Source organism: Rhodococcus chondri (genome assembly GCF_036327435.1).
GTDB classification, from domain to species: Bacteria; Actinomycetota; Actinomycetes; order Mycobacteriales; family Mycobacteriaceae; genus Rhodococcus; species Rhodococcus chondri.
This window is the reverse complement of the sequence record NZ_JAUZMZ010000028.1, coordinates 14577-38764: the sequence shown is the minus strand read 5'-3', so window position 1 is coordinate 38764 and position 24188 is coordinate 14577. Positions and strand designations below refer to the sequence as shown.

Here is a 24188-nt window from a genome sequence, read left to right as displayed (position 1 = left end):
TCCCGACACCGTGGTGGGCAGCTCCCCCGCACCGGCCGATCATCGCGGCACGCCGGTCCACCGCGTCCTGGCGGTACACGTCCCCAAGGTCAGTTCACTGCCCGTGGGCATCCCACAGCCCGATCTCGTGGCGGCCATGCGCCGATTCGCTCCCGACGTGGTGCATCTCGCATCGCCGTTCCTGCTCGGTGCGGGCGGTCTCGCCGCGGCACGCCGCCTGAACGTGCCCACGGTCGCGGTGTACCAGACCGACGTCGCCGGATTCGCCGCGAGCTACGGTCTCGGTCTCGCCGCTCGCGCATCGTGGCGATGGACCCGTCGCATCCACCGCGGCTGCGACCGCACCCTCGCACCGTCGACCGCGGCGGTCGACGATCTCGTCGCCCACGGCGTCCCGCGCGTGCACCGCTGGGGGCGCGGCGTCGACACCACCCGGTTCGCGCCCTCGCGCCGCGACGACGCGCTGCGCACGGCCTGGTCTCCCGACGGCCGGCCGGTGATCGGATTCGTCGGCAGGCTCGCCCCCGAGAAACACGTCGAACGTCTCGCCGTCCTCTCCGGCGACCCGCGCTGGCGGCTCGTGATCGTGGGGGACGGCCCCGAACGTCGACGGCTCGAAACCCTGCTCCCGGATGCGGTGTTCACCGGACAACTCGGCGGCGACCGGCTCGCGCAGGCGTACGCGAGCATGGATGTCTTCGTCCACCCCGGAGAACACGAGACGTTCTGCCAGGCCGTACAGGAAGCGCAGGCCAGCGGCCTGCCGGTGGTCGCACCCGACGCCGGCGGCCCCCGCGACCTCGTCGCGCACTGCCGGAACGGCTACCGGCTGCCCGTCGACCGATTCGCCGAACTGCTCCCCGAAGCTGTCGCCGCGCTTGCGAATGCGCGGGTGGGGCACGAATTCGGGCGCGCCGCTCGGCGCAATGTGCTCGGCCGCACGTGGCCGGTGGTGTGCGACCAGCTCATCGGTCACTACGAGGATGTCCTGGGACACGCTGCGACTCGCCTGCGACGCACGGCCTGACCGGCGCGGTCGGGTCAGCGGGTAACGTTTCGGCCGTGGCAACAACTCAGGGATCGCGCGCCTTTCTCGACAAGGATCCGCGCGAGGTCGCGTCCATGTTCGACGGTGTCGCCGAGCGCTACGACCTGACCAACACGGTGCTCTCCTTCGGCCAGGATCGATGGTGGCGCCGCGCCACCCGCGCCGCCCTCGACCTCGAGCCGGGTGAGCAGGTTCTCGATCTCGCGGCCGGTACCGGCGTGTCGACCGTCGAACTCGGGCGCTCCGGCGCGTGGGTGGTGGCCACCGACTTCTCGAAGGGCATGCTGCACGCCGGCAAGTTCCGGGACGTTCCGATGGTGGCCGGCGACGCGATGAGATTGCCGTTCGCGGACGCGGTATTCGACGCCGCGACAATCTCTTTCGGTCTGCGCAACGTCGCCGACACCGACGCCGGGCTGCGCGAGATCGCGCGGGTCACCAAGCCCGGCGGCAGGCTCGTGGTGTGCGAGTTCTCGACACCCGTGCGCGAGCCGCTGCGCACCGTCTACATGGAGTACCTGATGAGGGCGTTGCCACGGGTGGCGCAGGCGGTGAGCAGTAACCCGGACGCCTACGTCTACCTCGCCGAATCGATCCGGGCGTGGCCCTCCCAAGAAGATCTCGCACGCAAGATCCTGGCCGCCGGCTGGCGGGATGTGCAGTGGCGCAACCTTACCGGCGGCATCACCGCCCTGCACCGCGCAGTCCGGTAACCGCGCCGGAGCGCCGGGCGAACGGTGACGTCATGCGAACGGTGACGTCATGCGAACAGTGACGTCATGCGAACAGTGACGTCATGCGAACAGTGGACGCCGGTCCCACCGCATCGACACGCGACCGCTGGTTCGCCAGAGCCGCGCCACCACGTCGTCGTCCTCGTCCGTGACGAGATTGCCCATGACGCGCACCGCGACGGTCATCAACGATCGCGACCGCATCGCCACCGGACCGGTCGACGGAAGGAATCGCGGCACCGTGAGCAGGCCGGCGAGGCGCCGGGCGGTCGAGAAGGCCCGGCCGTAGTGCATGCGCAGCATCGCCGGCCACGCATCGGTGAGGTCGTCGACGTCGAGCATCTCCGCGACCAGCCGGCCCCCTTCGAGGCCGTAGTCGATGCCCTCCCCGTTGAGCGGGTTCACGCACGCCGCGGCATCGCCGATCAGTGCCCAGTTCCGTCCGGCCACCCCCGACACCGCACCACCCATCGGCAACAGTGCCGACGCGACCCGCGTCACGTCGCCGAGTCCCCACTCGGGACGGCGGTGCCCGGCATACAGCTCGATCAGCGGCCGCAGCGACCCCGACGCCGGGCGGGCCGCGGTCGCGAGCGTGCCCACACCGATGTTGACCTCGCCCGTACCCAACGGGAAGACCCAGCCGTAACCGGGCTGGAGAGTCCCGGAATCGTCGCGCAGTTCGAGGTGCGACGTGATCCACGGATCGTCGCTGCGCGTCGAGGTGGCATATGCGCGGGCCGCGACGCCGTACGCGGTGTCGCGATGCCAGGCGCGTCCGAGCATCTTGCCGAGCGGAGAGCGAACCCCGTCGGCGACCACGAGCCGCCGGCAGGTGATCGTGCGCGGGCCCTCGGCGGTGTTCAGCGTCACGGCGGTGACCCGGTCGCCGTCGCGTGCCACGTCCACCGCCTTGGCCCCCTGCACCATGTGCGCGCCGGAGGCGACGGCCGTGCGCCGGATGCGATCGTCGAGCTCGGTGCGGGCTACGGCGCTGCCCATCGCGGGGAACGACCCACTCGGCCAGGGCAGTTCGAACCGTCCGCCGAACCCCTCCAGCCGCAGGCCACGGTTGACGGTCCGCGTCTGCAACCATTCGCCGAGACCGAGCCGGTCGAGTTCCGCGATCGCGCGCGGAGTCAGTCCGTCGCCGCAGGTCTTGTCGCGGGGAAACGTAGCGGCGTCGACCAGCACCACGTCGCGCCCGGCGCGCGCCGCCCACGCGGCCGCCGACGAACCGGCAGGACCGGCGCCGACGACCAGGACATCGGTACTGTCGGGCACGCAGGATTGGGATTGCCGCGGCTCTTGCGCGGACTGTTCGGCCACCACGCGTCCATCCTCTCAGGCCACCGTGGGCCGCCTCGAGGAGGTGCGCGCGGGAACGAACGGCTAGGTTCACTACCGTGGACCCGAGGCGACAGAACAGGATGGGTACTTCATCGTGAGCACTGAGGGGGCGGCGCAGACCGCCGGTTCATCCGGCACGGTGTCGAGCACCGTGATTGCCGGGGTCGAGCTCGGAGATCCGGCCCTGGCGGAGATCGTGCGCAGCGGGCTCGCCGAAGTCGAGGAACTGCTGGTCGAGGAACTGTCCGACGGCGAAGACTTCCTCACGGAAGCCGCACTGCATCTGGCGAAGGCGGGCGGCAAGCGATTCCGTCCGTTGTTCACGGTGCTGACCGCCCAGCTCGGCCCCAACCCGACCGATCCGTCGATCGTGACCGCGGCGACCGTGGTGGAACTCGTGCACCTCGCGACGCTGTACCACGACGACGTGATGGACGAGGCGACCATGCGCCGCGGTGCGCCGGCCGCCAACGTGCGCTGGAACAACAGCATCGCCATCCTCGCCGGCGACTACCTGTTCGCCCATGCGTCACGGCTGGTGTCCACGCTCGGACCCTCCGCCGTCCAGATCATCGCCGAGACGTTCGCCGAACTCGTCACCGGGCAGATGCGCGAGACGATCGGCGCCCGCGAGCGACAGGACCCCGTCGAGCACTATCTGCGTGTGGTGTGGGAGAAGACCGGATCGCTCATCGCGGCGTGCGGCCGGTTCGGTGGAACGTTCTCCGGCGCCGACAGCGAACATGTCGAGCGGCTCGAGCGTCTCGGCGACGCCGTGGGCACGGCCTTCCAGATCGTCGACGACATCATCGACATCTCGTCGGCGACCGCAGACTCCGGTAAGACGCCGGGCACCGACCTTCGTGAAGGGGTGTACACCCTTCCGGTGCTCTACGCGCTGCAGGAGACCGGCCCGGAGGCCGATCGACTGCGCGAGCTGCTCGTCGGACCCGTCGAGGACGAGGCGCATGTCGCGGAGGCGCTCGAGCTGCTCGGGCGGTCGCCGGGGATGGTGGCAGCCAAACGGACCCTCGACACCTATGCGGACCGCGCGCGGACCGAGCTCGCGGCGCTGCCGCAGGGCCCGGCGAACGAGGCGCTCCGCCGGCTCGTCGACTTCACGATCGCGCGGGTGGGGTAGCCGCTCGCGCACGTCTCTCCCGTGGAACCTGCACGGTCGCTGTTTCGTTGAATCGACGAGGGAACCAGCAGCACAGTGCCGGAACAGCATTGTCGGGAAGAGGCGTGACATGCACGGATATGCGAACCGGTTGAAGACCGCCGGACTGCTGATCGGAATGTCCGCGCTGATCGTGTTCATCGGCGCGTTGTTCCAGAACTCGACGATCCTGTTGGTGTCGATCGTTCTGGCGGTCGGCATGAACGCGTACGTGTACTTCAACAGCGACAAGCTCGCCTTGCGGGCCATGCACGCGCAGCCGATCACCGAGGTGCAAGCGCCGCAGATCTACCGGCTGGTGCGCGAACTCGCGACCACCGCGCACCAGCCGATGCCGCGGCTCTACGTCAGCCCCACCAACGCGCCGAACGCGTTCGCGACCGGCCGCAATCCGCGGAACGCTGCCGTGTGCTGCACCACGGGCATCCTGGAGATTCTCGACGAACGCGAGTTGCGCGCGGTGCTCGGACACGAGCTCTCGCACGTCTACAACCGCGATATCCTCATCTCGTCGATTGCCGGTGCCATGGCGGCGGTGATCTCCGGGCTCGCCAACTTCGCGTTGTTCGCGAACGTGTTCGGTGGCAGCCGGGAGGGCGGGAACCCGCTGGTCCTGCTGCTCGTGTCGCTGCTCGGACCGATCGCCGCCTCCGTAGTCAAGCTCGCGGTGTCGCGCTCACGTGAGTACCAGGCCGACCAATCCGGCGCCGAACTCACCGGCGATCCGCTGGCTCTGGCGTCGGCGCTGCGCAAACTCGAGCTCGGTACACAGGCAGCCCCGCTCCCGCCGGAGCCGAAGCTGGCCGCGCAGTCGCATCTGATGATCGCCAACCCGTTCCGGGTGGGGGACAAGGCGAGCCGCCTGTTCTCGACACACCCGCCGATGGCCGACCGCATCGAGCGTCTCGAGCGGATGGCCGGCCTCCGCTGACAACGTGGGGTCCTCCCGGTCGGTAAGGACCCCACGTGCCTGCTAGCGGTAGTTGACGAACTGCAGGGCGACGTCGAGGTCGGCGTTCTTCAGCAGCGCGATGACGGACTGCAGGTCGTCGCGCTTCTTGCCGGTCACGCGTAACTCGTCGCCCTGGATCTGCGCTTTGATGCCCTTGGGTCCCTCGTCGCGGATCAACTTGGAGATCTTCTTCGCGTTTTCCTGGCTGATGCCCTGCACGAGGGTTCCGGTCAGTTTGTAGACCTTGCCGGACTGGGTGGGCTCGCCGGCATCGAACGACTTGAGCGACAGGTTCCGGCGGATCAGCTTCTCCTTGAACACCTCGAGCGCGGCGAGCACTCGTTCCTCGGTGTCGGCGGTGATGGTGATGGCTTCCTCGCCCGACCACTCGATGCCGGCCCCGGTGTTGCGGAAGTCGAATCGGGTCGAGATTTCCTTCGCCGCCTGGTTCAGGGCGTTGTCCACCTCCTGGCGATCGACTTTGCTCACTACATCGAACGACGAATCAGCCACGTGTTACTCCACTTCGGATCGATCCTGAACGGGTCTGTCCGGTCGACGCTATCGGGTCGCTCGGCGCCCGTAACCACCCGGTTTGCAATTGAGGGGGGTATGCGTTGTATTCTTCCAAACGCGTCAGGGACACGGTCCCGGATCGCATCCGGCAGGTTGCCCGAGCGGCCAATGGGAGCGGACTGTAAATCCGTCGGCTTACGCCTACGTAGGTTCGAATCCTACACCTGCCACCAGTAACAGCCCCGGCTCGTCGAGCCGGGGCTGTTCTGCATCCGGAGGGTATATTCGGGGGCCGGCACCATCGAGGTGGAATCGGCTCCCGGGCAGGGGACCGCGACGGCGGATTGTCGAGTCGTCCCGCTCGGATACATGCTGCGACCTGCTGATTTTGCACTCACGGCGAGTGTGTGTAATCTTTTGGAGGCCGCAGCGAGCAGAGATGCTCACGGTGGCCGCGCCCCCTTAGCTCAGTCGGCAGAGCGTTTCCATGGTAAGGAAAAGGTCGACGGTTCGATTCCGTCAGGGGGCTCGCTGGATTGTGGTGCCGTTCTCATGTGTGGCACTCGACATCGAGGCGGTGTAGCTCAGTCGGTAGAGCAAACGACTCATAATCGTTGTGTCGCCGGTTCAAGTCCGGCCATCGCTACCAAAGTTGAATGAACCACCCTGATCGAGCCTGATCAGATTTACCCGAAAGAAGGCATCCCGTGGCCTCCTCTACAGACGTCCGGCCGAAGATCACCCTGGCCTGCGAGGTGTGCAAGCACCGCAACTACATCACGAAGAAGAACCGTCGCAACGACCCCGATCGGCTCGAGCTGAAGAAGTTCTGCCCGAACTGCGGCACGCATCAGGCGCACCGCGAGTCGAAGTAGTCTGATCGGATCGACGTCGAAGCGTGAGGTCTCCGCAGTACCGCCCACACGCCGGCTGGCGTCCAGGCGGCATTGCGGAGGTTTTTCGTATGACGGACACACTCGTGACAGATAAATCTGCGGACGCGACCGAACAGGCCGGGATCCCGTTCGATGTTGCAGCTCACGCCGCGTCCATGGTGGGGCATCACTACCGGGTGGACGACTTCTACGAAGTAGGTCGCGAGAAGGTTCGCGAGTATGCGCGCGCCGTGCTCGACCCGCACCCGGCGCACTACGACGAGGTGGCCGCGAAGGGCCTCGGATACGACGGGCTGATTGCGCCGCTCACTTTCGTCTCCATCATCGGAATGATCGCGCAGCGCAAGCTGTTCGGCGAAATCGTCGTGGGTTACGACCTGAGCCAGATCATGCAGACCGACCAGCGTCTGGTCTTCCATCGTCCGATTCAGGTCGGTGACCGGTTGTTCTGCGACGTCTACCTCGACGATTTCCGTCAGACCGCGGGCAGCGACATCATCACCACCAAGAACGTCATCACCGATCAGCACGACAATCTGGTGCTGACGTCGTGGACGACCCTGGTCGGTCGTACCGGCGGTGAGGTGGACGCGAACATCGCCCACGCGGTCAAGGATGTGATGATGCATGTCGCTTCGTAGATTCGAGGATGTCGCGGCGGGGGACGAGCTGCCTTCGCGGATCGTGAAGCTCACCCGCGGCAACCTGGTGAACTACGCAGGTGTGTCGGGTGATCCCAACCCGATCCACTGGAGCGACAAGGTTGCCGAGCTCGCCGGCTTGCGCGACGTGGTCGGCCACGGCATGCTCTCCATGGGCATCGCGGCGGGCTTCGTCACCGAGTGGCTGGGCGATCCGGGTGCAGTAACGGAGTACAACGTTCGCTTCACCAGCCCGGTTTTCGTCGAGGCCGACAAGGCCGCAGAGATCGAGTTCGCCGGCAAGGTCAAGTCGGTGGACACAGAAAGCAAGACAGCAGTGGTCGCTATCGTGGCGAAGTCCGAAGGGCGTAAGATCTTCGGGCGGGCTACGGCAACGGTCCGTCTGGCGTGACGCCGGGCGGATTGGGTTTGTCCCGGGGCAATGAAGTACACTAAGACTTCTGGGAACGCATAGCGCAGCGCGCTGCTCTTCGGTGCGGAGCACCGATCGGGTGGCGCGCGTGTCATGTGATCACAGATGGGTCGATCGAAACGGCGTTTCCACTCGCCTGATCGACCAGAGGGGCGTAGCTCAATTGGCAGAGCAGCGGTCTCCAAAACCGCAGGTTGCAGGTTCAAGTCCTGTCGCCCCTGCCCCCGGACTGCCAGCGACCGAGAGGAACGATGTGAGCGAGGAGCGCGGTAAGCGCGACAGCGGCACCACAGGGTTCGACCCCGGCGACGCTGGATCGGCAACCGGCGCGACCCCCGACGATTCCTCCGCGGTCGCACGGCCGAGCGGTAAGCGCTCGGCTCGCCGGTCCGTAGGCGCCACGCGTGACTCGCGCGGCAGCGAATCCGACAACGGCGCACCCGCAGGAAATCTCCGGACGGCTCGGTCCGCAACTTCGGTGGGCGATCGTCCCCGGCAGCAGCCCGAGAACATCTTCAAGCGCCTGCGTCGCTTCTTCCGCGAGGTCATCGCGGAACTCCGCAAGGTGATCTGGCCCAACCGCAAGCAGCTGACCACCTACACGATTGTCGTCGTGGTGTTCTGCGCTGTCCTGACGGCGTTCATCTTCGGATTGGACCTGGCGTTCGTGCAGGGCGTCAGATGGTTGTTCGGCTAGCGCGTTCGCGTGCCGGCAAATTGTGATCGACGAGAGGAAAGTGCCCCGGTGAGCACCCCCGAGAACAACTCCTACGAGCCCTCGGACGACGAGCGCGTTTCGGACGACGTCGTTGTTGACGAGGTCGTTGTCGACGACGCTGCGTCCGACGACTCGGCGGAGGCGGGTACCGAGGCCGTCGCCCCCGAGTCCGATGCGTCCGAGTCCGATGCGTCCGACGAGTCTTCCCTCGATGTTCCGGAGGAAGCCGCCGAGGACGAGGTGGATCCGGCCGAGGCCATGACGAAGCAACTGCGTCTCGAGCCCGGCGACTGGTACGTCATCCACTCGTACGCCGGTTACGAGAACAAGGTGAAGGCGAACCTCGAGACCCGCGTGCAGAACCTCGATCTGGGGGAGTACATCTTCCAGGTCGAGGTGCCGACCGAAGAGGTCACCGAGATCAAGAACGGCCAGCGCAAGCTCGTCAACCGCAAGGTTCTGCCGGGCTACATCCTGGTTCGGATGGAACTGAACGACGAGTCGTGGGGCGCAGTGCGCAACACGCCCGGTGTCACCGGCTTCGTCGGCGCGACCTCTCGCCCGTCGCCGCTGACCATCAAGGAGGTCGTGAAGTTCCTCCTGCCGCAGCAGGCGAAGAAGAAGCCCGCGGCGGGGACACCGGCTGCCGGCGAATCGCCTGCCACCACTGCGAAGCCCGCCATCGAGGTGGACTTCGAGGTCGGCGAATCCGTCACCGTCATGGACGGACCGTTCGCGACCCTGCCCGCCTCGATCAGCGAGGTCAACGCGGAGCAGCAGAAGCTGAAGGTCCTGGTGTCGATCTTCGGACGTGAAACCCCCGTGGAGTTGTCCTTCACGCAGGTGTCGAAGATCTGACATACCCAAACTTGCAGTAGCTGTACGCAAGAACCACACCGAGCAAGAAACTAGGAATAGAGATGCCCCCCAAGAAGAAGAAGATCGCCGGGCTCATCAAGCTCCAGATCCAGGCCGGCGCGGCCAATCCGGCGCCTCCGGTCGGCCCCGCGCTGGGTCAGCACGGCGTCAACATCATGGAGTTCTGCAAGGCCTACAACGCTGCGACCGAGTCGCAGCGCGGCAACGTCGTGCCGGTCGAGATCACGGTCTACGAAGACCGCTCGTTCGACTTCAAGCTGAAGACGCCGCCGGCTGCGAAGCTGCTGCTCAAGGCTGCAGGCGTGCAGAAGGGCTCCGGCGAGCCGCACAAGACCAAGGTCGCGAAGGTGACCATGGATCAGGTGCGCGAGATCGCCAAGACCAAGCAGGAAGACCTGAACGCCAACGACGTCGAGGCTGCCGCGAAGATCATCGCCGGCACCGCGCGTTCGATGGGTATCACCGTCGAGGGCTGAGCCCGTCTGCAGGACACGAGGGTGAGCCCTCTGCAAGGCACCGTGGGAGGGCCGGCCAGGCCCGCTACCACGCCCGAACCATTCACCACACGGTGAGAAGTTAGGAAAGAACATGGCAAAGCGCAGCAAGGCATACCTCGCCGCCGCCGAGAAGATCGACGCCGACAACCTCTACAGCCCGCTCGAGGCTGCGAAGCTGGTGAAGGAAACGACGTCGAAGAACTACGACGCCACCGTCGAGGTCGCAATGCGCCTCGGTGTGGATCCCCGCAAGGCCGACCAGATGGTCCGTGGCACCGTCAACCTGCCGCACGGCACCGGTAAGACCGCCCGCGTCATCGTCTTCGCCGTGGGCGAGAAGGCCGCCGAGGCCGAGGCCGCCGGTGCGGACGTCGTCGGTGCCGAAGACCTGATCGAGCGGATCCAGGGCGGCTGGCTGGACTTCGACGCCGCGATCGCGACCCCCGACCAGATGGCCAAGGTCGGCCGTATCGCCCGCGTCCTGGGCCCGCGTGGCCTGATGCCGAACCCGAAGACGGGTACGGTCACCCCGGACGTCGCGAAGGCTGTCACGGACATCAAGGGCGGCAAGATCAACTTCCGCGTCGACAAGAATGCGAACCTGCACTTCGTGATCGGCAAGGCATCCTTCGACGAGACCAAGCTGGTCGAGAACTACTCGGCGGCTCTCGACGAGGTGCTGCGCGTGAAGCCGTCGAGCGCCAAGGGCCGCTACATCAAGAAGGTGACTGTCGCGACGACCACCGGACCGGGCATCCCGGTGGATCCGGCGCGTACGCGTAACCTCCTCGAGACGGCCGAATAGGCACTCGGCGTAGCGTTCTCACGCATCGAGCGACCGGCACGGATCTTTCCGTGCCGGTCGTTTTGCATCTGCGGGGCATCGTCCGCTAAGGTTTAGCCCGTAGTTCGGCATTGTGCCGATCTTCACCCCGATCATGTTCCACCCAAGACCGTTGGTCATCGGTTCCGTTCGCGGAGCCGATTGAAGGTCCGGAAATATTCCGGCGGCCCACGCAGGAGGACGAGGTAGGGGAGATGTGAACGAGGACGTGCTGTGCACGAACCCTGTGATCCTTCTCCTTGTACGCCCCGTGCGCCCTGCGCCGGGGCGTTCGTCGTTTCCGGCCGAACAGTGGAACTTGCCCTGTTGGGGACACCGGGAAAACGACTGTTACTGAGAGGAGGCGAAGTATGGCAAAGCCCGAGAAGGTTTCCGCTGTCGCGGAGATCACCGAGCAGTTCAAGAGCTCGACGGCCGCCGTGATCACGGAATACCGTGGTCTGTCGGTGGGAAGTCTGACTCAGCTGCGACGCGCTCTCGGAGAGGGTGCCACCTACTCCGTCGCCAAGAACACCCTGGTCAAGCGTGCCGCCGCTGAGGCGGGCGTCGAGGGCCTCGACGACCTGTTCGTCGGACCGACCGCTATTGCATTCGACAAGGGCGAGCCGCTCGACGCTGCGAAGGCTCTCAAGGCCTTCGCGAAGGACAACAAGGCACTCGTCATCAAGGGCGGGTACATGGACGGCGACGTGCTGTCCATGGAGCAGGTCAACCAGATCGCGGACCTCGAGTCCCGCGAGGTGCTGTTGGCCAAGCTCGCCGGTGCGATGAAGGGCAACTTGGCAAAGGCCGCCGGCCTGTTCAACGCTCCTGCTTCGCAGGTGGCCCGCCTCGCGGCCGCTCTGCAGGAGAAGAAGGCAGCCGAAGAGGCCGCCTGAAGCTGATCCGCATCACCGCGAATCGCTACACATCCACGCACGTTGACTCGTGCACCCTCCCATCCGGTCGCGGATCAGCGACATGGGACTTACAGGAAGGACCGCCATCATGGCGAAGCTCACCACCGAAGAGCTGCTCGACCAGTTCAAGGAACTGACCCTGCTCGAGCTCTCGGAGTTCGTGAAGGCATTCGAGGAGACCTTCGAGGTCACCGCTGCTGCTCCGGTCGCCGTTGCTGCTGCCGGCGCTCCGGCCGCTGCCGAGGCTGCTGAAGAGCAGGACGAGTTCGACGTCATCCTCGAAGGTGCCGGCGAGAAGAAGATCCAGGTCATCAAGGTCGTTCGCGAGATCGTCTCCGGCCTGGGCCTGAAGGAAGCCAAGGACCTCGTCGAGGGTGCTCCGAAGCCGATCCTCGAGAAGGTCGCCAAGGACGCTGCCGAGGCTGCCAAGGCCAAGCTCGAAGAGGCCGGCGCCAAGGTTTCCGTCAAGTAAGACGGTTTCCATCGGTCGCGGGAGATTCGGTCTCCCGCTGCCGGGCTGTACGACCCAAGAGCCGCTCCCACGGATTCATTTCCGTGGGAGCGGCTTTTTTCGTGTTCGAATGGTGTCTCGCCCGCGTGTTCTACCGTGCGTGGACGGACTAGCCATTACGGTGAGCAGTGGCCTTGTTGTCGCAGGTCACTGCATAAGTTCACCTATGTTGCCGGGGTTGATTTCCGTTCTTACTGGTAAGTAGGATCCTCTGTCACAGGTACCACTTCGATGCGATAGAGTGGCCCAACCCACAGTGGGGGCGGCGTCGAACAGTGTGGAGGTAAACGTGGGAGTCGAGGTTTCCGTCGAGGGACTCACCAAGTCTTTCGGCTCGCAGCGCATCTGGCAGGACGTGTCGTTGACCCTCCCGCAGGGCGAGGTCAGCGTGCTTCTCGGCCCGTCCGGAACGGGTAAGTCCGTCTTTCTGAAGTCCCTGATCGGTTTGCTGCGGCCCGAGCAGGGTTCGATCGTCATCGACGGCACCGACATTCTGCAGTGCTCGAGCAAGGAGCTCTACGAGATCCGGAAGCTGTTCGGCGTGCTGTTCCAGGACGGCGCGCTGTTCGGCTCGATGAATCTCTACGACAATGTCGCGTTCCCGCTGCGCGAGCACACCAAGAAGTCCGAGTCCGATATCCGCAAGATCGTCATGGACAAGCTCGAACTCGTCGGCCTGCTCGGCGCCGAGGACAAGCTCCCCGGCGAAATCTCCGGTGGTATGCGCAAGCGCGCAGGCCTCGCGCGTGCGCTGGTGCTCGATCCGGAGATCATCCTGGTCGACGAGCCCGACTCCGGCCTCGACCCCGTGCGTACCACGTACATCAGCCAGACCCTCATCGACATCAACGCCGAGATCGACGCGACCATTCTGATCGTGTCCCACAACATCAACCTCGCCCGGACGGTCCCCGATAACATCGGCATGCTGTTCCGCCGGCAGCTTGTGATGTTCGGCCCCCGCGAGGTCCTCCTCACCTCCGACGAACCCGTGGTCAAGCAGTTCCTCAACGGCACCATGATCGGTCCGATCGGTATGTCCGAGGAGAAGGACGAGGCCCAGATGGCCCACGAGCAGGCGCTCGTCGAGGCCGGGCACCACGCCGGTGGCGTCGACGACGTCGAAGGCATCGTGCCGCAGATGAAAGCCACCCCCGGAATGCCGGAACGAAAAGCGGTCGCACGTCGCAAGGCGCGCGTCCGTCAGATCCTGCACACGCTTCCGTCGGCCGCGCAGTCGGCCATTGTCGACTCGCTCGACGAGGACGGCGAAGCGTCCTCCGCAGAGGGGGATTACTACCAGGACGACTACTCCCAGCGCGACTACCGCGACGACGACACCCAAGTGATCCCCGTCTACTCCGCAGATGCATACGACGCAGAGGGACACAACCAGCCGCACGGCCAGAAGTAGGAGCGTAGATGGGTGGCAGTAGCTCGCTCGTGCGACCGGTGCACGGCGCACTCACCCAAGCGGGAAATATCGTCGAGCTGTTTGTCGACGTAGTACGCAACACCTTTCGCCGGCCGTTCCAATTCCGGGAGTTCATCGAGCAGGCGTGGTTCATCGCCAGCGTGACGATCCTGCCGACGGCGCTCGTGGCGATCCCGTTCGGTGCGGTCGTGTCGCTGCAGACCGGTTCGCTCATCAAGCAGCTCGGTGCGGAGTCGTTCACCGGTGCGGCGAGTGTTCTCGCGGTGATCCAGCAGGGCAGTCCGATCGTGACCGCCCTCCTGATCGCCGGGGCCGCCGGATCCGCCGTCACGGCCGACCTCGGGTCGCGGACCATCCGCGAGGAGATCGACGCGATGGAAGTGCTCGGTATCAACCCCATTCAACGTCTCGTCGTGCCGCGTGTGCTCGCGATGGTGCTCGTGGCGCTGCTGCTCAACGGGCTGGTATCGGTGGTCGGTGTCGCGGGTGGTTACTTCTTCAACGTGATCCTCCAGGGCGGCACGCCCGGTGCCTACCTCGCGTCGTTCTCCGCCCTCGCGCAGCTCCCCGACCTCTACGTCGCCGAACTCAAGGCAGCGATCTTCGGTCTCATCGCCGGCGTGATCGCGTGCTACAAGGGTCTGCACCCCGGTGCCGGCCCGAAGGGCGTGGGGGAGGCAGTGAACCAGACCGTCGTCATCACGTTCCTGCTGTTGTTCTTCGCGAATCTCATCCTGACGATGGTGTATCTGCAGATCGTTCCTGCGAAGGGATCTTGACTCGATGACTATCGCCAAGGGCCGCGGCGATCTCGTTATGATCCGCGGTCGGAAGGTGCTGCGCGCGCCGCTGAATGTGCTCGACCGCGCCGGCGAACAGATGTCGTTCTACGCGCGTGCCGTGGCGTGGACTCCGAAAACCATCACGCACTACCGCAAGGAAGTGCTGCGCCTGCTCGCGGAGGTCACGTTCGGCAGTGGCGCCCTCGCCGTCATCGGCGGCACGATCGGCGTCATTGCGATGATGTCCGGTTTCACCGGCGTCGTCGTCGGTCTGCAGGGCTACGCAGCACTCGAGCAGCTCGGCTCCTCGGTGCTCACCGGCTTCCTGTCCGCCTATGTCAACACCCGGGAACTGGCCCCGATCGTCGCCGCGCTGGCGCTCTCGGCGACCGTGGGATGCGGCTTCACCGCCCAACTCGGAGCTATGCGTATCAGTGAGGAGATCGACGCCCTCGAGGTGATGGCGGTGCCGTCGGTGCCGTTCCTCGTCACGGCACGCATGATCGCCGGATTCGTCGCCGTCATCCCGCTCTACATCATCGCGCTCCTCGCCGCGTACCTCGCGACGAGAGCCATCAGCACCCTGTTCAACGGTCAATCGTCCGGTTCCTACGACCACTACTTCAATCTGTTCCTCCCACCGGAGGACGTGCTGTATTCCTTTGCGAAGGTGCTGATCTTCGCGTTCGTGTTGATCTTGATCCACTGCTACTACGGATTCCACGCGAGCGGTGGCCCGGCGGGCGTCGGTGTCGCGGTGGGCCGGGCGGTCCGCACCGCGATCGTCACCATCGCGGTCCTCGACTTCTTCCTCAGCCTCGCGATCTGGGGGACGACCACGACAGTGCGGGTGGCCGGATGAGCGACACCACCTCGGTTCTCCGGCGTCGAGTTCTCGGCCTCGTGTTCTTCCTCGTCCTGGCGCTGTTCCTGTTCGGCTCGATTGCGATGTACAACAAGACCTTCAAGAAGGTTGTGGAGATCGATCTCGTCACCGACAGCATCGGCAACGCGCTCCCGAACAATGCCGACGTCAAGGTGCGCGGTGTGCTCGTCGGTGAGGTGCGGGGCACGAGTGCACACCGGGACGAGGTCACGCTGCAGCTCGCGATCGAGCCCGACAAGGCGGAGAAGATCCCCGCCAACGCGACAGCCCAGCTGCTGCCGAAAACGCTGTTCGGCGAACGCTATGTGTCGTTGATCGTGCCCGAGGAGCCGGCGCCGCCGATCAAGGAAGGCGACGTTCTGGTGCAGGACACCAGCGAGGCGACCGTCGAACTCGGCGAGGTCCTCGACGGGCTCCTCCCACTGCTGCAGGCGATTCCCCCGCAGGACCTGGCCAATACTCTCGGCGCGCTCGCGCAGGGCCTCAGCGGTCGTGGTGAGTCGTTGGGCCGCACCGTCGACAACCTCGAACAGGTGTTCCGTGAAGTCAACGTGGAACTGCCCACGCTGCAGGAAGACCTGCGCGGCCTGGCCGATTTCTCCCAGACGTACTCGGAGGCGGCACCGGACCTGGTCGCCGCGCTCGACAACCTCCGGACCACGGGCAACACCGTTGTCGAACAGGAGAACCAGATCGAAACCATGCTGGTATCGGCAACCGGCGGCTCGGCGTCCACGGCGGATCTGCTGCAGACCAACGCGAATTCGCTCATCAGTATCGCGGCGGATTCGAAGGAAGCGCTGCAACTGCTCGCGCGTTACTCCTCGTCCTTCCCGTGCATGCTGAAGGGCTTCGCCGACGCAGCCCCCGCCGCGGCCGGCGTGCTCGCGGCCGACGACCCGTTCCCGGGGGTGCGCGCGAACATCCAGTTCACCAACCCGAAGGGCAGGTACCTGCCCAACCAGGACGAACCCCGGCTGCTCGATACCCGCGGACCCGCCTGCTACAACAATGTCACCGCACCGGGCCGCAAGTTTCCGCAGTATCCGGGCGGTTCCATCAACGACGGCTCGTACCAGGTGCCGTCGCGTAACCCGGGGCCGGAAACCATGTCGTACTTCCCTGCGCCGGAGGGTTCGGGGGTGCCCGAAGCGGTGAGCGACATCATCGGCACCACACCGTCCGACAGCGCGACTGCAGTCTCGTACGCCGGATCGCGCGCCGAACAGGACACCCTGGACGTGATCTACGGGCAGGCCACCGGCGTGGCCCCGCAGGACGTGCCGGCGTGGACGACCCGGCTGGGAGCACCGGCACTACGCGGAACCGAGGTGAGCTTCGGATGAAAAGCCTTGCGGCGCCGCTGACCAAACTCATCGTGTTCGCCGTCGTGACGATTCTCGCGACCGGAATGCTCGCTGCCACCATCGCGAGCCTCGGCGGAGGTGGCGGCACCAAGTTCCACGCGATCTTCTCCGACGTCACCTCGCTCAACACAGGCGACGACATACGAATCGCCGGAGTGCGGGTCGGGCAGGTCGAGGACATCGCGATCGTCAACGATCGGCAGGCTCGCGTGACATTTTCGCTCCAGGAACGCGACTGGCTGCCGGCCGCGAGCACCGCGACCATCCGGTTCCGCAACCTCGTCGGACAGCGCTACATCGCGCTCGAACAGGGTGAGGGGAGACAGGGTCTGAAACTGACCGCCGGCGAGACCATCCCCATCGAGCGGACGAAGCCCGCGGTCAACCTGACCACGCTGTTCGACGGATTCCGGCCGCTGTTCCAGACACTGAGCGCGGACGACGTGAACAAACTCTCGTACCAGATCATTCAAGTGTTCCAAGGGGAAGCCGGCACCGTCGACGATCTCATCCGCAGCACGGCAAGCCTGACCAACACCATCGCCGACAAAGATCGTGTCATCGGCGATGTCATCGACAATCTCAACACCGTTCTGACGACCGTCGACGAGCGCGACCAGCAGCTGGACTCACTGCTGGTCAACACACAGGCCCTTGTCAGCGGCCTGGCGGCCGATCGCGACACGGTCGGGTCCGCGGTGCAGTCCCTCGCGGGCCTGACCGACGCCGCCTCGGACGTGCTCGAGCCGACCCGACCGTCGATCGCCCGATCGATCACCGCGCTGACCGAATTGACGACGACCCTGAACAACAACAGCGGCGCCCTCGACAAGGTCCTCGACACGCTCCCGGTCAAGCTCGAAAAGCTCGCACGCGTCGCGAGTTACGGGTCGTGGTTCCAGTTCTATCTGTGCGGCATCGACATCGTCGCCGGGCCGGGATCGGTCCCGTATCTGAACATGCCGACGGGGCTGCCCACGGTGAACCAGCCCATCTACACGAATGCGGCGCAGCGATGCACGCAGGACGGGATGCAGGAGTTGCAGGGACGATGAGCAAACGCCGCAGTCCGGCAGCCGCAGGTGCCCTGGGCATCGTCGTGGTCCTGCTGGCCACACTGTCCGCCTTCTTCCTGGACTCGCTTCCGATCATCGGCGCGGGTGCCACCTACACGGCGGAGTTCTCCGAGGCCGCGGGTCTCAAGCCCAACAACGAGGTCCGTATCGCAGGTGTGAAGGTCGGGACGGTCAGCAGCGTCGAACTCGACGGCGACCGGGTCGTCGTGTCGTTCAAGGCGCAGGACGCGTGGATCGGCAACGACACCTCCGCGTCCATCCAGATCAAGACGATTCTCGGGCAGAAGTACGTTGCCCTCGATCCCCGGGGCTCCGACGTACTCGATCCCGAGCAGCGGATTCCTCTGGAGCGGACCACCGCACCGTATGACGTGATCGAAGCGTTCTCGTCGGCGGCCAGGACGCTCGGCGAGATCGATTCCGACCAGCTCGCCACGAGTTTCGAAGCGCTCTCGGGGGCCTTCGCGGACACGCCGGACGATATTCGTGCCTCGCTGGACGGCGTGAGCCGGTTGTCGGAGACCGTCGCGAGCCGCGACCAGGAGCTGAAGAGGCTCCTCGAGGCGACGAGCAACGTGTCGCAGGTCCTGGCCGACCGCAACGCCGAATTCAATCGACTGCTCGGCGACGGTGCCCTGCTCGTCGCCGAACTCAACAACCGGCAGCAGGCGATTTCGCAACTGCTGCAGGGGACCCAGCGGTTGTCGACGGAACTGTCGGGACTGGTTCAGGACAACGAAGAGACGATAGGCCCGGCGCTGGCGAATCTTCGCGGGGTTGTGCAGATCCTGCAGGACAACAACGACAACCTGGCCCGGGCGATGGACCTGTACGAGCCGTTCGTCCGCCTGTACACGAACGTGGTCGGTAACGGCCGCTGGTTCGATCAGGTCGTCGTCAACCTGACACCGCCCGGCCTGCCGGAGATCCCGGGATACCGCGATCCGGTCCGCACGATGGAAGGGGTGAACTGATGGCACACGCCGAGACCGACGAGACCGCCGGCCGGACGGGTCGCGGGCGTATCGCCGTCGTTGCGCTCGTCGTCGCAGCGGTGGTCGTACTCGCAGGAGTGCTGTGGTGGGTGTTCACCCGTGCCGGCACCACGAACATCACCGCGTACTTCGACAAGGGCGTCGGGATCTACGAGGGGTCGGATGTCCGGGTGCTCGGTGTCGAGGTCGGGAAGGTCACGGCAGTCGAGCCTCAGGGCGATGTCGTGAAGGTCGACCTGCGCGTGAATCGCGGGATCGACATTCCCGCCGACGCGAAAGCCGTGCAGATCACCCCGTCCGTGGTGGCCGACCGGTATGTCCAGCTCACCCCCGCCTACACGGGCGGCGACACGATGGCCGACGGAGCGGTGATCGACCGCGACCGCACAGCCACTCCCGTCGAGGTCGACGAGCTGTACGTCAGTATCGACGAACTGTCGCGCGCACTGGGCCCCGAGGGCGCCAATGCCGACGGCGCCCTGACCCAGTTCGTGGAGATCGGTGCCGAGAACCTCGAGGGCAACGGGGCTGCGCTCGGGCAGAGCATCGAACAGTTGTCGGCGGCGGCCCGGACCCTGAACGGATCTCGCGACGACCTGTTCGGGACGATCGAGAACCTGCAGATCTTCGTGAGCGCGCTCGCGGCGAACGACCAGCAGGTCCGCGAGTTCAACACCCAGCTCGCAGATCTGTCCGGCTTCCTGGCCGGTGAGCGCGACAACCTCGGCCTGGCGCTCAATCAGCTGTCGGTGACGCTCGGTGACGTCGCGGGCTTCGTCCGCGACAACCAGGCCGCGCTGAAGGACAACGTCGACGCTTTGGTGCCCATCACGCAGACCTTGTCCGACAAGCGGGAGTCGCTGGTCAACTCCTTGACGCTGCTCCCGCTCGCGGTCAGCAACCTGGTGAACTCGTACGACGCCGAGGCAGGTGTCCTCTCGTCGAGACTGGTGCTGACCGATCTGGAAGATCCGGCCGGTGCGGTGTGCAAGCTGATCGATCTCGGCAGGCTCGTCCCCGGCGATCCGCGATTCGAACAGCTCGGCCGTCAGATGCAACCGTTGATCGACCGCTGTGGCGACGTCATGGCTCAGGTCACCGCAGAGCAGAAGAGCCCGGATCTGATTCTTCCGTTCGGCATCCTCAGCGGTGAGAACATCCAGCGCCGGGTCGTGCCCGGCACGGTGCCCGGTGTGGAGTCGCCGCGCCTCGACCTCGACAACGGACAGGAGGGGGGCCGGTGAGACGCACGGTGAAAACTCGGCGCGTAGCGCTCGTCGGCGGCGTGTGCGTCGTCGCGGTGGCGGTCTCGGGCTGCGGCGGCCTGTCGAGTATTCCGTTGCCGGGCGGCGCGGACGTCGGCGATCACCCCATCCGAGTCGACATCGAGTTCGAGGACGTCCTCGACCTCGTACCGCAGTCCACCGTCAAGGTCGACGGCGTACCGGTCGGACGCGTCGAAACGATCCAGGTCGCACCGAACGACGGCTGGACCGCGAATGTCGGAATCCTGTTGGATTCGGCGGTCGAACTGCCGGCCAACGCGCTCGCGACGGTCGAACAGACAAGCCTGCTGGGCGAGAAATTCGTTCAGCTCACGCCGCCCGAAGCCGAGCCGGCCGCGCGCCGTCTGCAGGACGGCGACACCATCCCGCTCGAGCGCACACGGCATGCGACGGAGATCGAATCCGTGCTCGGAGCACTGTCGCTGCTGCTCAACGGTGGTGGCGTCGGTCAGCTCGCGCCCGTCGTGGACGAGCTGTCCACCGCGTTCGACGGACGAGAAGGCACCACCCGCAGTCTGATCGAACAAGCCGAAACGCTGATCACAGGTCTCGAACAGCAACGCAACGACATCACACGTGCGCTGGACGGCCTCGATGCGTTGTCGGGGCGGGTGGCCGAGCAGACCGACGAAATCGGCGCGATTCTCGACGACCTTCCGGTCGCCACCGAGGTGCTCGAGCAGCAGCGACCGCAGCTCGTCGAGCTCCTTGCCCAGCTCGACCGGCTCGGCACCGTCGGCACCGATGTTCTCGAACAGTCCAAGGACGACCTCATCGCCGACCTGCAGGCGTTGCGTCCGACACTCCAGCAGCTCGCCGCATCGGGTGACGATCTCGTCAAGGCCCTGCCGTTCATCCCGACGGTGCCCTTCCCGGACGGCGTCGAGAAGATCGCGCTCGGTGGGTCGGTGAATCTGTTCCTCGTCGTGGATCTGCAGATCGCCGACGCATTGGCGGGACTGGGCGTCGGTCAGGGTGAGCCGGTATACCGGCAGCCGAAGTTCGGAAATCCGAAGCCTGTGGTGGATCCGTCGAACCCGTACTACAACGGGAACGGCCCGGCCGTCGGGTGGCCGACCGTTTCGTTGCTTCCGGTTCTGCCGCCGCCCACCCTGCGTCTCCCCGAAGGGGTAGCGCTGCCGGAGGGTGTGTCCCTGCCGGAGGGAATTGCCATACCCGGTGTCACGGGAGCAGGAGCCGGCTCCGAGAACGACGGACCGGCGCCCAACCCGCTGGAGGGATTGCTCGATCAGCTCGGACTCGGGGGTGGCCGATGAGATCACGGCTCGTGAAAGTGCAACTCGTATTGTTCCTGGTGATCGCGGTTGCCGGCGTGGTCTTCGTGGGCGCCCGGTACGTGCGGCTCGACAACCTGATGGGTTTCGGGCAGTACACCGTCGATGCGCGGTTCCCCAATTCGGGCGGGGTCTTCTCGAACGCCGAGGTCACCTATCGAGGTGTCCCGGTCGGCCGGGTCGGGAACCTGAGTCTCACCTCGGACGGGGTCAACGTCGAGCTGAAGCTCGACAACGGTGGACCGCCGATTCCGGCGTCGGCGCGTGCCGTCGTCGCCAACCGATCGGCGATCGGCGAACAGTACGTGGATCTGCGTCCCCCCAACGCGGAAGGCCCCTTCCTGGGCGAGGGCTCGGTCATCGAATCGACGGCCGACGACATTCCCGTTGCGGTCGAAGACCTGCTCCTGAGTGCCAACGGCCTCGTGCATTCGGTTCCCACCGACGCGCTGCGCACGGTCGTCACCGAACTCGGCACCGCGTTCGACGGTCGCGGTGACGACCTCCAGGTTCTCGTCGATTCTCTCGAGGGGCTGAGCGAGTCGGGGGTGCAGTACCTGCCGCAAACCGTGGCGTTGATCCGCGACAGCCGCACGGTCCTCGACACACAGTCGGAGCAGTCGTCGGCGATCCAGCAGTTCAGTTCCGATCTGGATCTGGTGACTGCACAGCTCCGCGACAGCGATCCGGATCTGCGGCGTCTGATCGACACGGGCACCCAGGCCGGTGACCAGCTCACACAGCTCGTCGCCGACTCGGGTCCGGGACTCACCGCGAACCTGACCCATCTGGCCGCGTTCGGCGAAAAACTCGCACCGCAGGCGCTTGCGCTGCAGCCGTTGCTGGCATTCCTGCCCGCGGTCGCGGGTAGTTCCCCCACGGTCGCTCCCGGCGACGGCACCGTCAAGCAGGGCATCGTGCTCGAGACGAACAATCCGCCGTCGTGCACCGTCGGTTACGAGGGCACCTACGCAATCCTCGACGAGATGCAGGCGCAGAATCCGCATTTCGACGACACCCAGCAGGACTTCCCGTTGAACACGAACGCGTCCTGCGAGGTGCCCCAGGGCAGCGTCACGGGTGTGCGCAGCGCGAACAGGATCGTGTTCGGCGACCCCGCGACGATCCAGCCGTGGGATTTCATCCCGAAGAAGGATCCCGACAAGCTCAATCTGAATCCGATCGCGACGCAGCTGGCGCCGTTGCTCGGAGTCACCCCGAAGTGAGCAGTGAGTAGGTTATTGGAGTGAGTGCATCAGGTTCCCCCGTCGCTTCGCTCGCGGAACCCACCACGTCCCGGCCGGCACCGCCGGACAGGGCGGGGCGTGGCGGGCTGTACACGGTCGCGCTGGCGACCGTGAGCGTGCTGGCAGTCGCGGCTCTGGTGGCGGCGGTGTGGTTCGGTTTCGGGTGGGGGAAGGCCCTGCTCGTGGATCGTGCGGCGGCAGAGGCGCGGGACTCTGCGCTTTCCGGCGCGTTTCAGGCGGCGATCAACCTCAACAGTGTCGACGCGGAAAACGTCGACGCCTCGATCGAGAACATGCGGTCGTCGATCACCGGAGACGCCCTGACGAACGACCTTGCCGCTACCGAGCAGCAGATACGTGATCAGGTCGCACAGACCGGCACGAGCATGTCGTCCGACGTGCTGTTCGGCACCCTCACCGAGTTGAATGCGGATGACGATGTCGCTAGGGCACTCGTGGTGCTGGCCGTGCGGACGGAGACGCCCGAGAACTTCGTGACCAACAAGGTTTCGATGAACGTGTCGCTGCGCAAGGACGGCGACGTGTGGAAGGCGGAGACGATCGAGCCGCTCGGCTCGGTGGAGATGGACGCAGGTGCGGCGCCGGGCGCTGCTCCGGCTCCGCCCCCGGCCGAGGCACCCGCCGAGCCGGCGCCCGACTCCCAACCGGCCCCGGACTCGCAGCCGGCCCCGGCCGGGAGCGAAGGCACGCCGGGACAGTGAGCAGCGAGCCGATGAAGGAGCGTGTGTAAATGGCGCCGCAGCGTCGCAAGACCGGACCGGTCGGGCCGTCGCGCCGTCGCCCGAAGGTGGCAGGCGCATCCAGGGCGAAGCCCGAGGCCGTGAAGCCGGAGCAGCCGAACATCGTCCCGAAGCCCGAGGATCACCGACCTCCGGCAGGGGCGCCGCCGCAGCGGGAAGCCGAGCGCCCGGTTCCGGACCCTGTGGACCTGTCCAAACGGGAACCACAGGAGTCCGAGCCCGAAGCCGAGGAACTCGGGGATTCCGGTGGCGGCTCCGCCGGCCGCCGGTGGCGACCCGTCGCGGTCCTAGGTGCGGCCGCCCTCGTGCTGGCCGCGTTTGCGTCGGTGGCCGCGTTCCGTCCCGGCGTTTCGACGGCCAACGAGGCATGGGTCGATCACGCCGCTACCGCCCAGGTGACGGAGGCGGCCACGCACGCGATCGAGACCATGCACGGTTACAACTTCGAGACGATCGACGACGATTTCGCCCGGATCCGGGAATTGCTGACGCCCGAGCGGCGCGAAGAGTTCGACTCGACGGCGAGTGTCACCAAGGAAGCGGCGGTGCAGACGCGAACCGTGACCGAGGTCGACGTCGCGCATATCGGTGCGTCGATGCTCGACGAGTCGACCGCGGAGGTCGCGGCATTCATCAACGTGAGCGCGACGGGCGACGGGATCGCGCAGGGGAGTGCGGCGGCACCGCTGCTCCTGCGCATGGAGAAATCGGACGGTCGGTGGCTGGTTTCCGACATCCGAGATCGCTGAGTGACGGTATCCGGGCTCGACCGCGTCGGTCTTCGGGAAATCGGTGAAGTCTTGACGAGCCGCGTCCGAGCGGTCACTCTATCGGTACGCCTGTGCGATTCCGAGCTTGTCAGGGACGCTGCCAGGCTTCTTTGAGGCACCCCCGTGGACATCTGCGCCATTTTGCTGTAAGTTAGGTCTTTGCGCTGGCTGCCTCCTGTCCACTCCTCGA

At 65.9% G+C, this 24188-nt stretch carries 26 protein-coding genes and 4 tRNA genes; 28 read left to right on the top strand and 2 right to left on the bottom strand.

Going from position 1 to position 24188, the window contains the following annotated elements; all coding sequences use genetic code 11:
- Positions 1-1027 (top strand): glycosyltransferase family 4 protein (locus Q8814_RS07445; protein ID WP_330151377.1); only part of this gene is annotated, 1027 nt, incomplete at its 5' end.
- A 35-nt stretch (positions 1028-1062) separates the two neighbouring features.
- Positions 1063-1761, top strand: a complete 699-nt coding sequence (locus Q8814_RS07440) for a demethylmenaquinone methyltransferase (RefSeq protein WP_330151376.1) — start codon at positions 1063-1065, stop codon at positions 1759-1761.
- 81 nt (positions 1762-1842) lie between these two features.
- On the opposite strand, the gene Q8814_RS07435 is transcribed toward Q8814_RS07440, so the two are convergent.
- On the bottom strand, positions 1843-3114 hold the full coding sequence (locus tag Q8814_RS07435) for a geranylgeranyl reductase family protein (protein WP_408015852.1): 1272 nt from the start codon (positions 3112-3114) through the stop codon (positions 1843-1845).
- A gap of 112 nt (positions 3115-3226) precedes the next feature.
- Between Q8814_RS07435 and Q8814_RS07430 the strand changes: the two genes are divergently transcribed.
- Positions 3227-4273 carry a polyprenyl synthetase family protein gene (locus tag Q8814_RS07430; RefSeq protein ID WP_330151375.1) on the top strand — a complete coding sequence of 349 codons (1047 nt, stop codon included), beginning with the start codon at positions 3227-3229 and terminating at the stop codon, positions 4271-4273.
- A gap of 109 nt (positions 4274-4382) precedes the next feature.
- Complete coding sequence (htpX, locus tag Q8814_RS07425) at positions 4383-5243, top strand: zinc metalloprotease HtpX (RefSeq protein ID WP_330151374.1); 861 nt, start codon at positions 4383-4385, stop codon at positions 5241-5243.
- A 42-nt stretch (positions 5244-5285) separates the two neighbouring features.
- On the opposite strand, the gene Q8814_RS07420 is transcribed toward htpX, so the two are convergent.
- On the bottom strand, positions 5286-5777 hold the full coding sequence (locus tag Q8814_RS07420) for a YajQ family cyclic di-GMP-binding protein (RefSeq protein ID WP_330151373.1): 492 nt from the start codon (positions 5775-5777) through the stop codon (positions 5286-5288).
- A gap of 150 nt (positions 5778-5927) precedes the next feature.
- Here Q8814_RS07420 and Q8814_RS07415 point away from each other — a divergent pair.
- The 24 genes from Q8814_RS07415 to Q8814_RS07300 all read left to right on the top strand — a co-directional run bounded on the left by Q8814_RS07415 (position 5928) and on the right by Q8814_RS07300 (position 23977).
- Positions 5928-6013, top strand: a tRNA-Tyr gene (locus tag Q8814_RS07415).
- Between the two features lie 223 nt (positions 6014-6236).
- A tRNA-Thr gene (locus Q8814_RS07410) sits at positions 6237-6309 on the top strand.
- A 44-nt stretch (positions 6310-6353) separates the two neighbouring features.
- Positions 6354-6429 (top strand) — tRNA-Met (locus Q8814_RS07405).
- A 58-nt stretch (positions 6430-6487) separates the two neighbouring features.
- Positions 6488-6655 carry a 50S ribosomal protein L33 gene (rpmG, locus tag Q8814_RS07400; protein WP_031937658.1) on the top strand — a complete coding sequence of 56 codons (168 nt, stop codon included), beginning with the start codon at positions 6488-6490 and terminating at the stop codon, positions 6653-6655.
- An 89-nt stretch (positions 6656-6744) separates the two neighbouring features.
- Entirely contained in the window at positions 6745-7317 is a 573-nt protein-coding gene (gene hadA, locus Q8814_RS07395) for a (3R)-hydroxyacyl-ACP dehydratase subunit HadA (RefSeq protein WP_330151372.1), read from the top strand.
- The gene (gene hadB / locus Q8814_RS07390) at positions 7304-7729 is read left to right on the top strand and encodes a (3R)-hydroxyacyl-ACP dehydratase subunit HadB (RefSeq protein WP_330151371.1); all 426 of its coding nucleotides are present in this window, start codon (positions 7304-7306) and stop codon (positions 7727-7729) included. Before hadA ends, hadB begins: the two co-directional genes overlap by 14 nt.
- 169 nt (positions 7730-7898) lie before the next feature.
- Positions 7899-7971 (top strand) — tRNA-Trp (locus Q8814_RS07385).
- 32 nt (positions 7972-8003) lie between these two features.
- Entirely contained in the window at positions 8004-8447 is a 444-nt protein-coding gene (secE, locus tag Q8814_RS07380) for a preprotein translocase subunit SecE (RefSeq protein WP_330151370.1), read from the top strand.
- Positions 8448-8495: 48 nt separating this feature from the next.
- A complete protein-coding gene (nusG, locus tag Q8814_RS07375; RefSeq protein ID WP_330151369.1) occupies positions 8496-9326 on the top strand; it encodes a transcription termination/antitermination protein NusG in 831 nt (276 codons plus the stop codon).
- Positions 9327-9388: 62 nt separating this feature from the next.
- Positions 9389-9823 carry a 50S ribosomal protein L11 gene (gene rplK, locus Q8814_RS07370; protein ID WP_330151368.1) on the top strand — a complete coding sequence of 145 codons (435 nt, stop codon included), beginning with the start codon at positions 9389-9391 and terminating at the stop codon, positions 9821-9823.
- 112 nt (positions 9824-9935) lie between these two features.
- A complete protein-coding gene (rplA, locus tag Q8814_RS07365) occupies positions 9936-10649 on the top strand; it encodes a 50S ribosomal protein L1 (protein WP_330151367.1) in 714 nt (237 codons plus the stop codon).
- Positions 10650-11038: 389 nt separating this feature from the next.
- On the top strand, positions 11039-11566 hold the full coding sequence (rplJ, locus tag Q8814_RS07360; protein WP_330151366.1) for a 50S ribosomal protein L10: 528 nt from the start codon (positions 11039-11041) through the stop codon (positions 11564-11566).
- A gap of 109 nt (positions 11567-11675) precedes the next feature.
- Positions 11676-12059 carry a 50S ribosomal protein L7/L12 gene (gene rplL, locus Q8814_RS07355; protein ID WP_330151365.1) on the top strand — a complete coding sequence of 128 codons (384 nt, stop codon included), beginning with the start codon at positions 11676-11678 and terminating at the stop codon, positions 12057-12059.
- 328 nt (positions 12060-12387) lie between these two features.
- Positions 12388-13512, top strand: a complete 1125-nt coding sequence (locus Q8814_RS07350) for an ABC transporter ATP-binding protein (protein ID WP_330151364.1) — start codon at positions 12388-12390, stop codon at positions 13510-13512.
- 8 nt (positions 13513-13520) lie between these two features.
- Positions 13521-14312 (top strand): MlaE family ABC transporter permease, encoded by a 792-nt coding sequence (locus Q8814_RS07345; protein WP_330151363.1) that lies wholly within the window; start codon positions 13521-13523, stop codon positions 14310-14312.
- 4 nt (positions 14313-14316) lie between these two features.
- A complete protein-coding gene (locus tag Q8814_RS07340) occupies positions 14317-15177 on the top strand; it encodes an MlaE family ABC transporter permease (protein ID WP_330151362.1) in 861 nt (286 codons plus the stop codon).
- Positions 15174-16547 (top strand): MCE family protein, encoded by a 1374-nt coding sequence (locus Q8814_RS07335; protein WP_330151361.1) that lies wholly within the window; start codon positions 15174-15176, stop codon positions 16545-16547. Before Q8814_RS07340 ends, Q8814_RS07335 begins: the two co-directional genes overlap by 4 nt.
- Entirely contained in the window at positions 16544-17623 is a 1080-nt protein-coding gene (locus Q8814_RS07330; RefSeq protein WP_330151360.1) for an MCE family protein, read from the top strand. The genes Q8814_RS07335 and Q8814_RS07330 overlap by 4 nt, the downstream gene beginning before the upstream one ends.
- On the top strand, positions 17620-18618 hold the full coding sequence (locus tag Q8814_RS07325) for an MCE family protein (protein ID WP_330151359.1): 999 nt from the start codon (positions 17620-17622) through the stop codon (positions 18616-18618). Before Q8814_RS07330 ends, Q8814_RS07325 begins: the two co-directional genes overlap by 4 nt.
- Positions 18618-19883, top strand: a complete 1266-nt coding sequence (locus tag Q8814_RS07320; RefSeq protein ID WP_330151358.1) for an MCE family protein — start codon at positions 18618-18620, stop codon at positions 19881-19883. The genes Q8814_RS07325 and Q8814_RS07320 overlap by 1 nt, the downstream gene beginning before the upstream one ends.
- On the top strand, positions 19880-21202 hold the full coding sequence (locus Q8814_RS07315) for an MCE family protein (RefSeq protein WP_330151357.1): 1323 nt from the start codon (positions 19880-19882) through the stop codon (positions 21200-21202). The genes Q8814_RS07320 and Q8814_RS07315 overlap by 4 nt, the downstream gene beginning before the upstream one ends.
- Positions 21199-22446, top strand: coding sequence for an MlaD family protein (locus tag Q8814_RS07310; protein WP_330151356.1), 1248 nt, complete (start codon positions 21199-21201; stop codon positions 22444-22446). The genes Q8814_RS07315 and Q8814_RS07310 overlap by 4 nt, the downstream gene beginning before the upstream one ends.
- 137 nt (positions 22447-22583) lie before the next feature.
- Positions 22584-23189: a hypothetical protein gene (locus Q8814_RS07305; protein WP_330151378.1), complete on the top strand. Its 606-nt coding sequence runs from the start codon at positions 22584-22586 to the stop codon at positions 23187-23189.
- 29 nt (positions 23190-23218) lie between these two features.
- Positions 23219-23977 carry a hypothetical protein gene (locus Q8814_RS07300; protein ID WP_330151355.1) on the top strand — a complete coding sequence of 253 codons (759 nt, stop codon included), beginning with the start codon at positions 23219-23221 and terminating at the stop codon, positions 23975-23977.
- Positions 23978-24188: the final 211 nt, after the last annotated feature.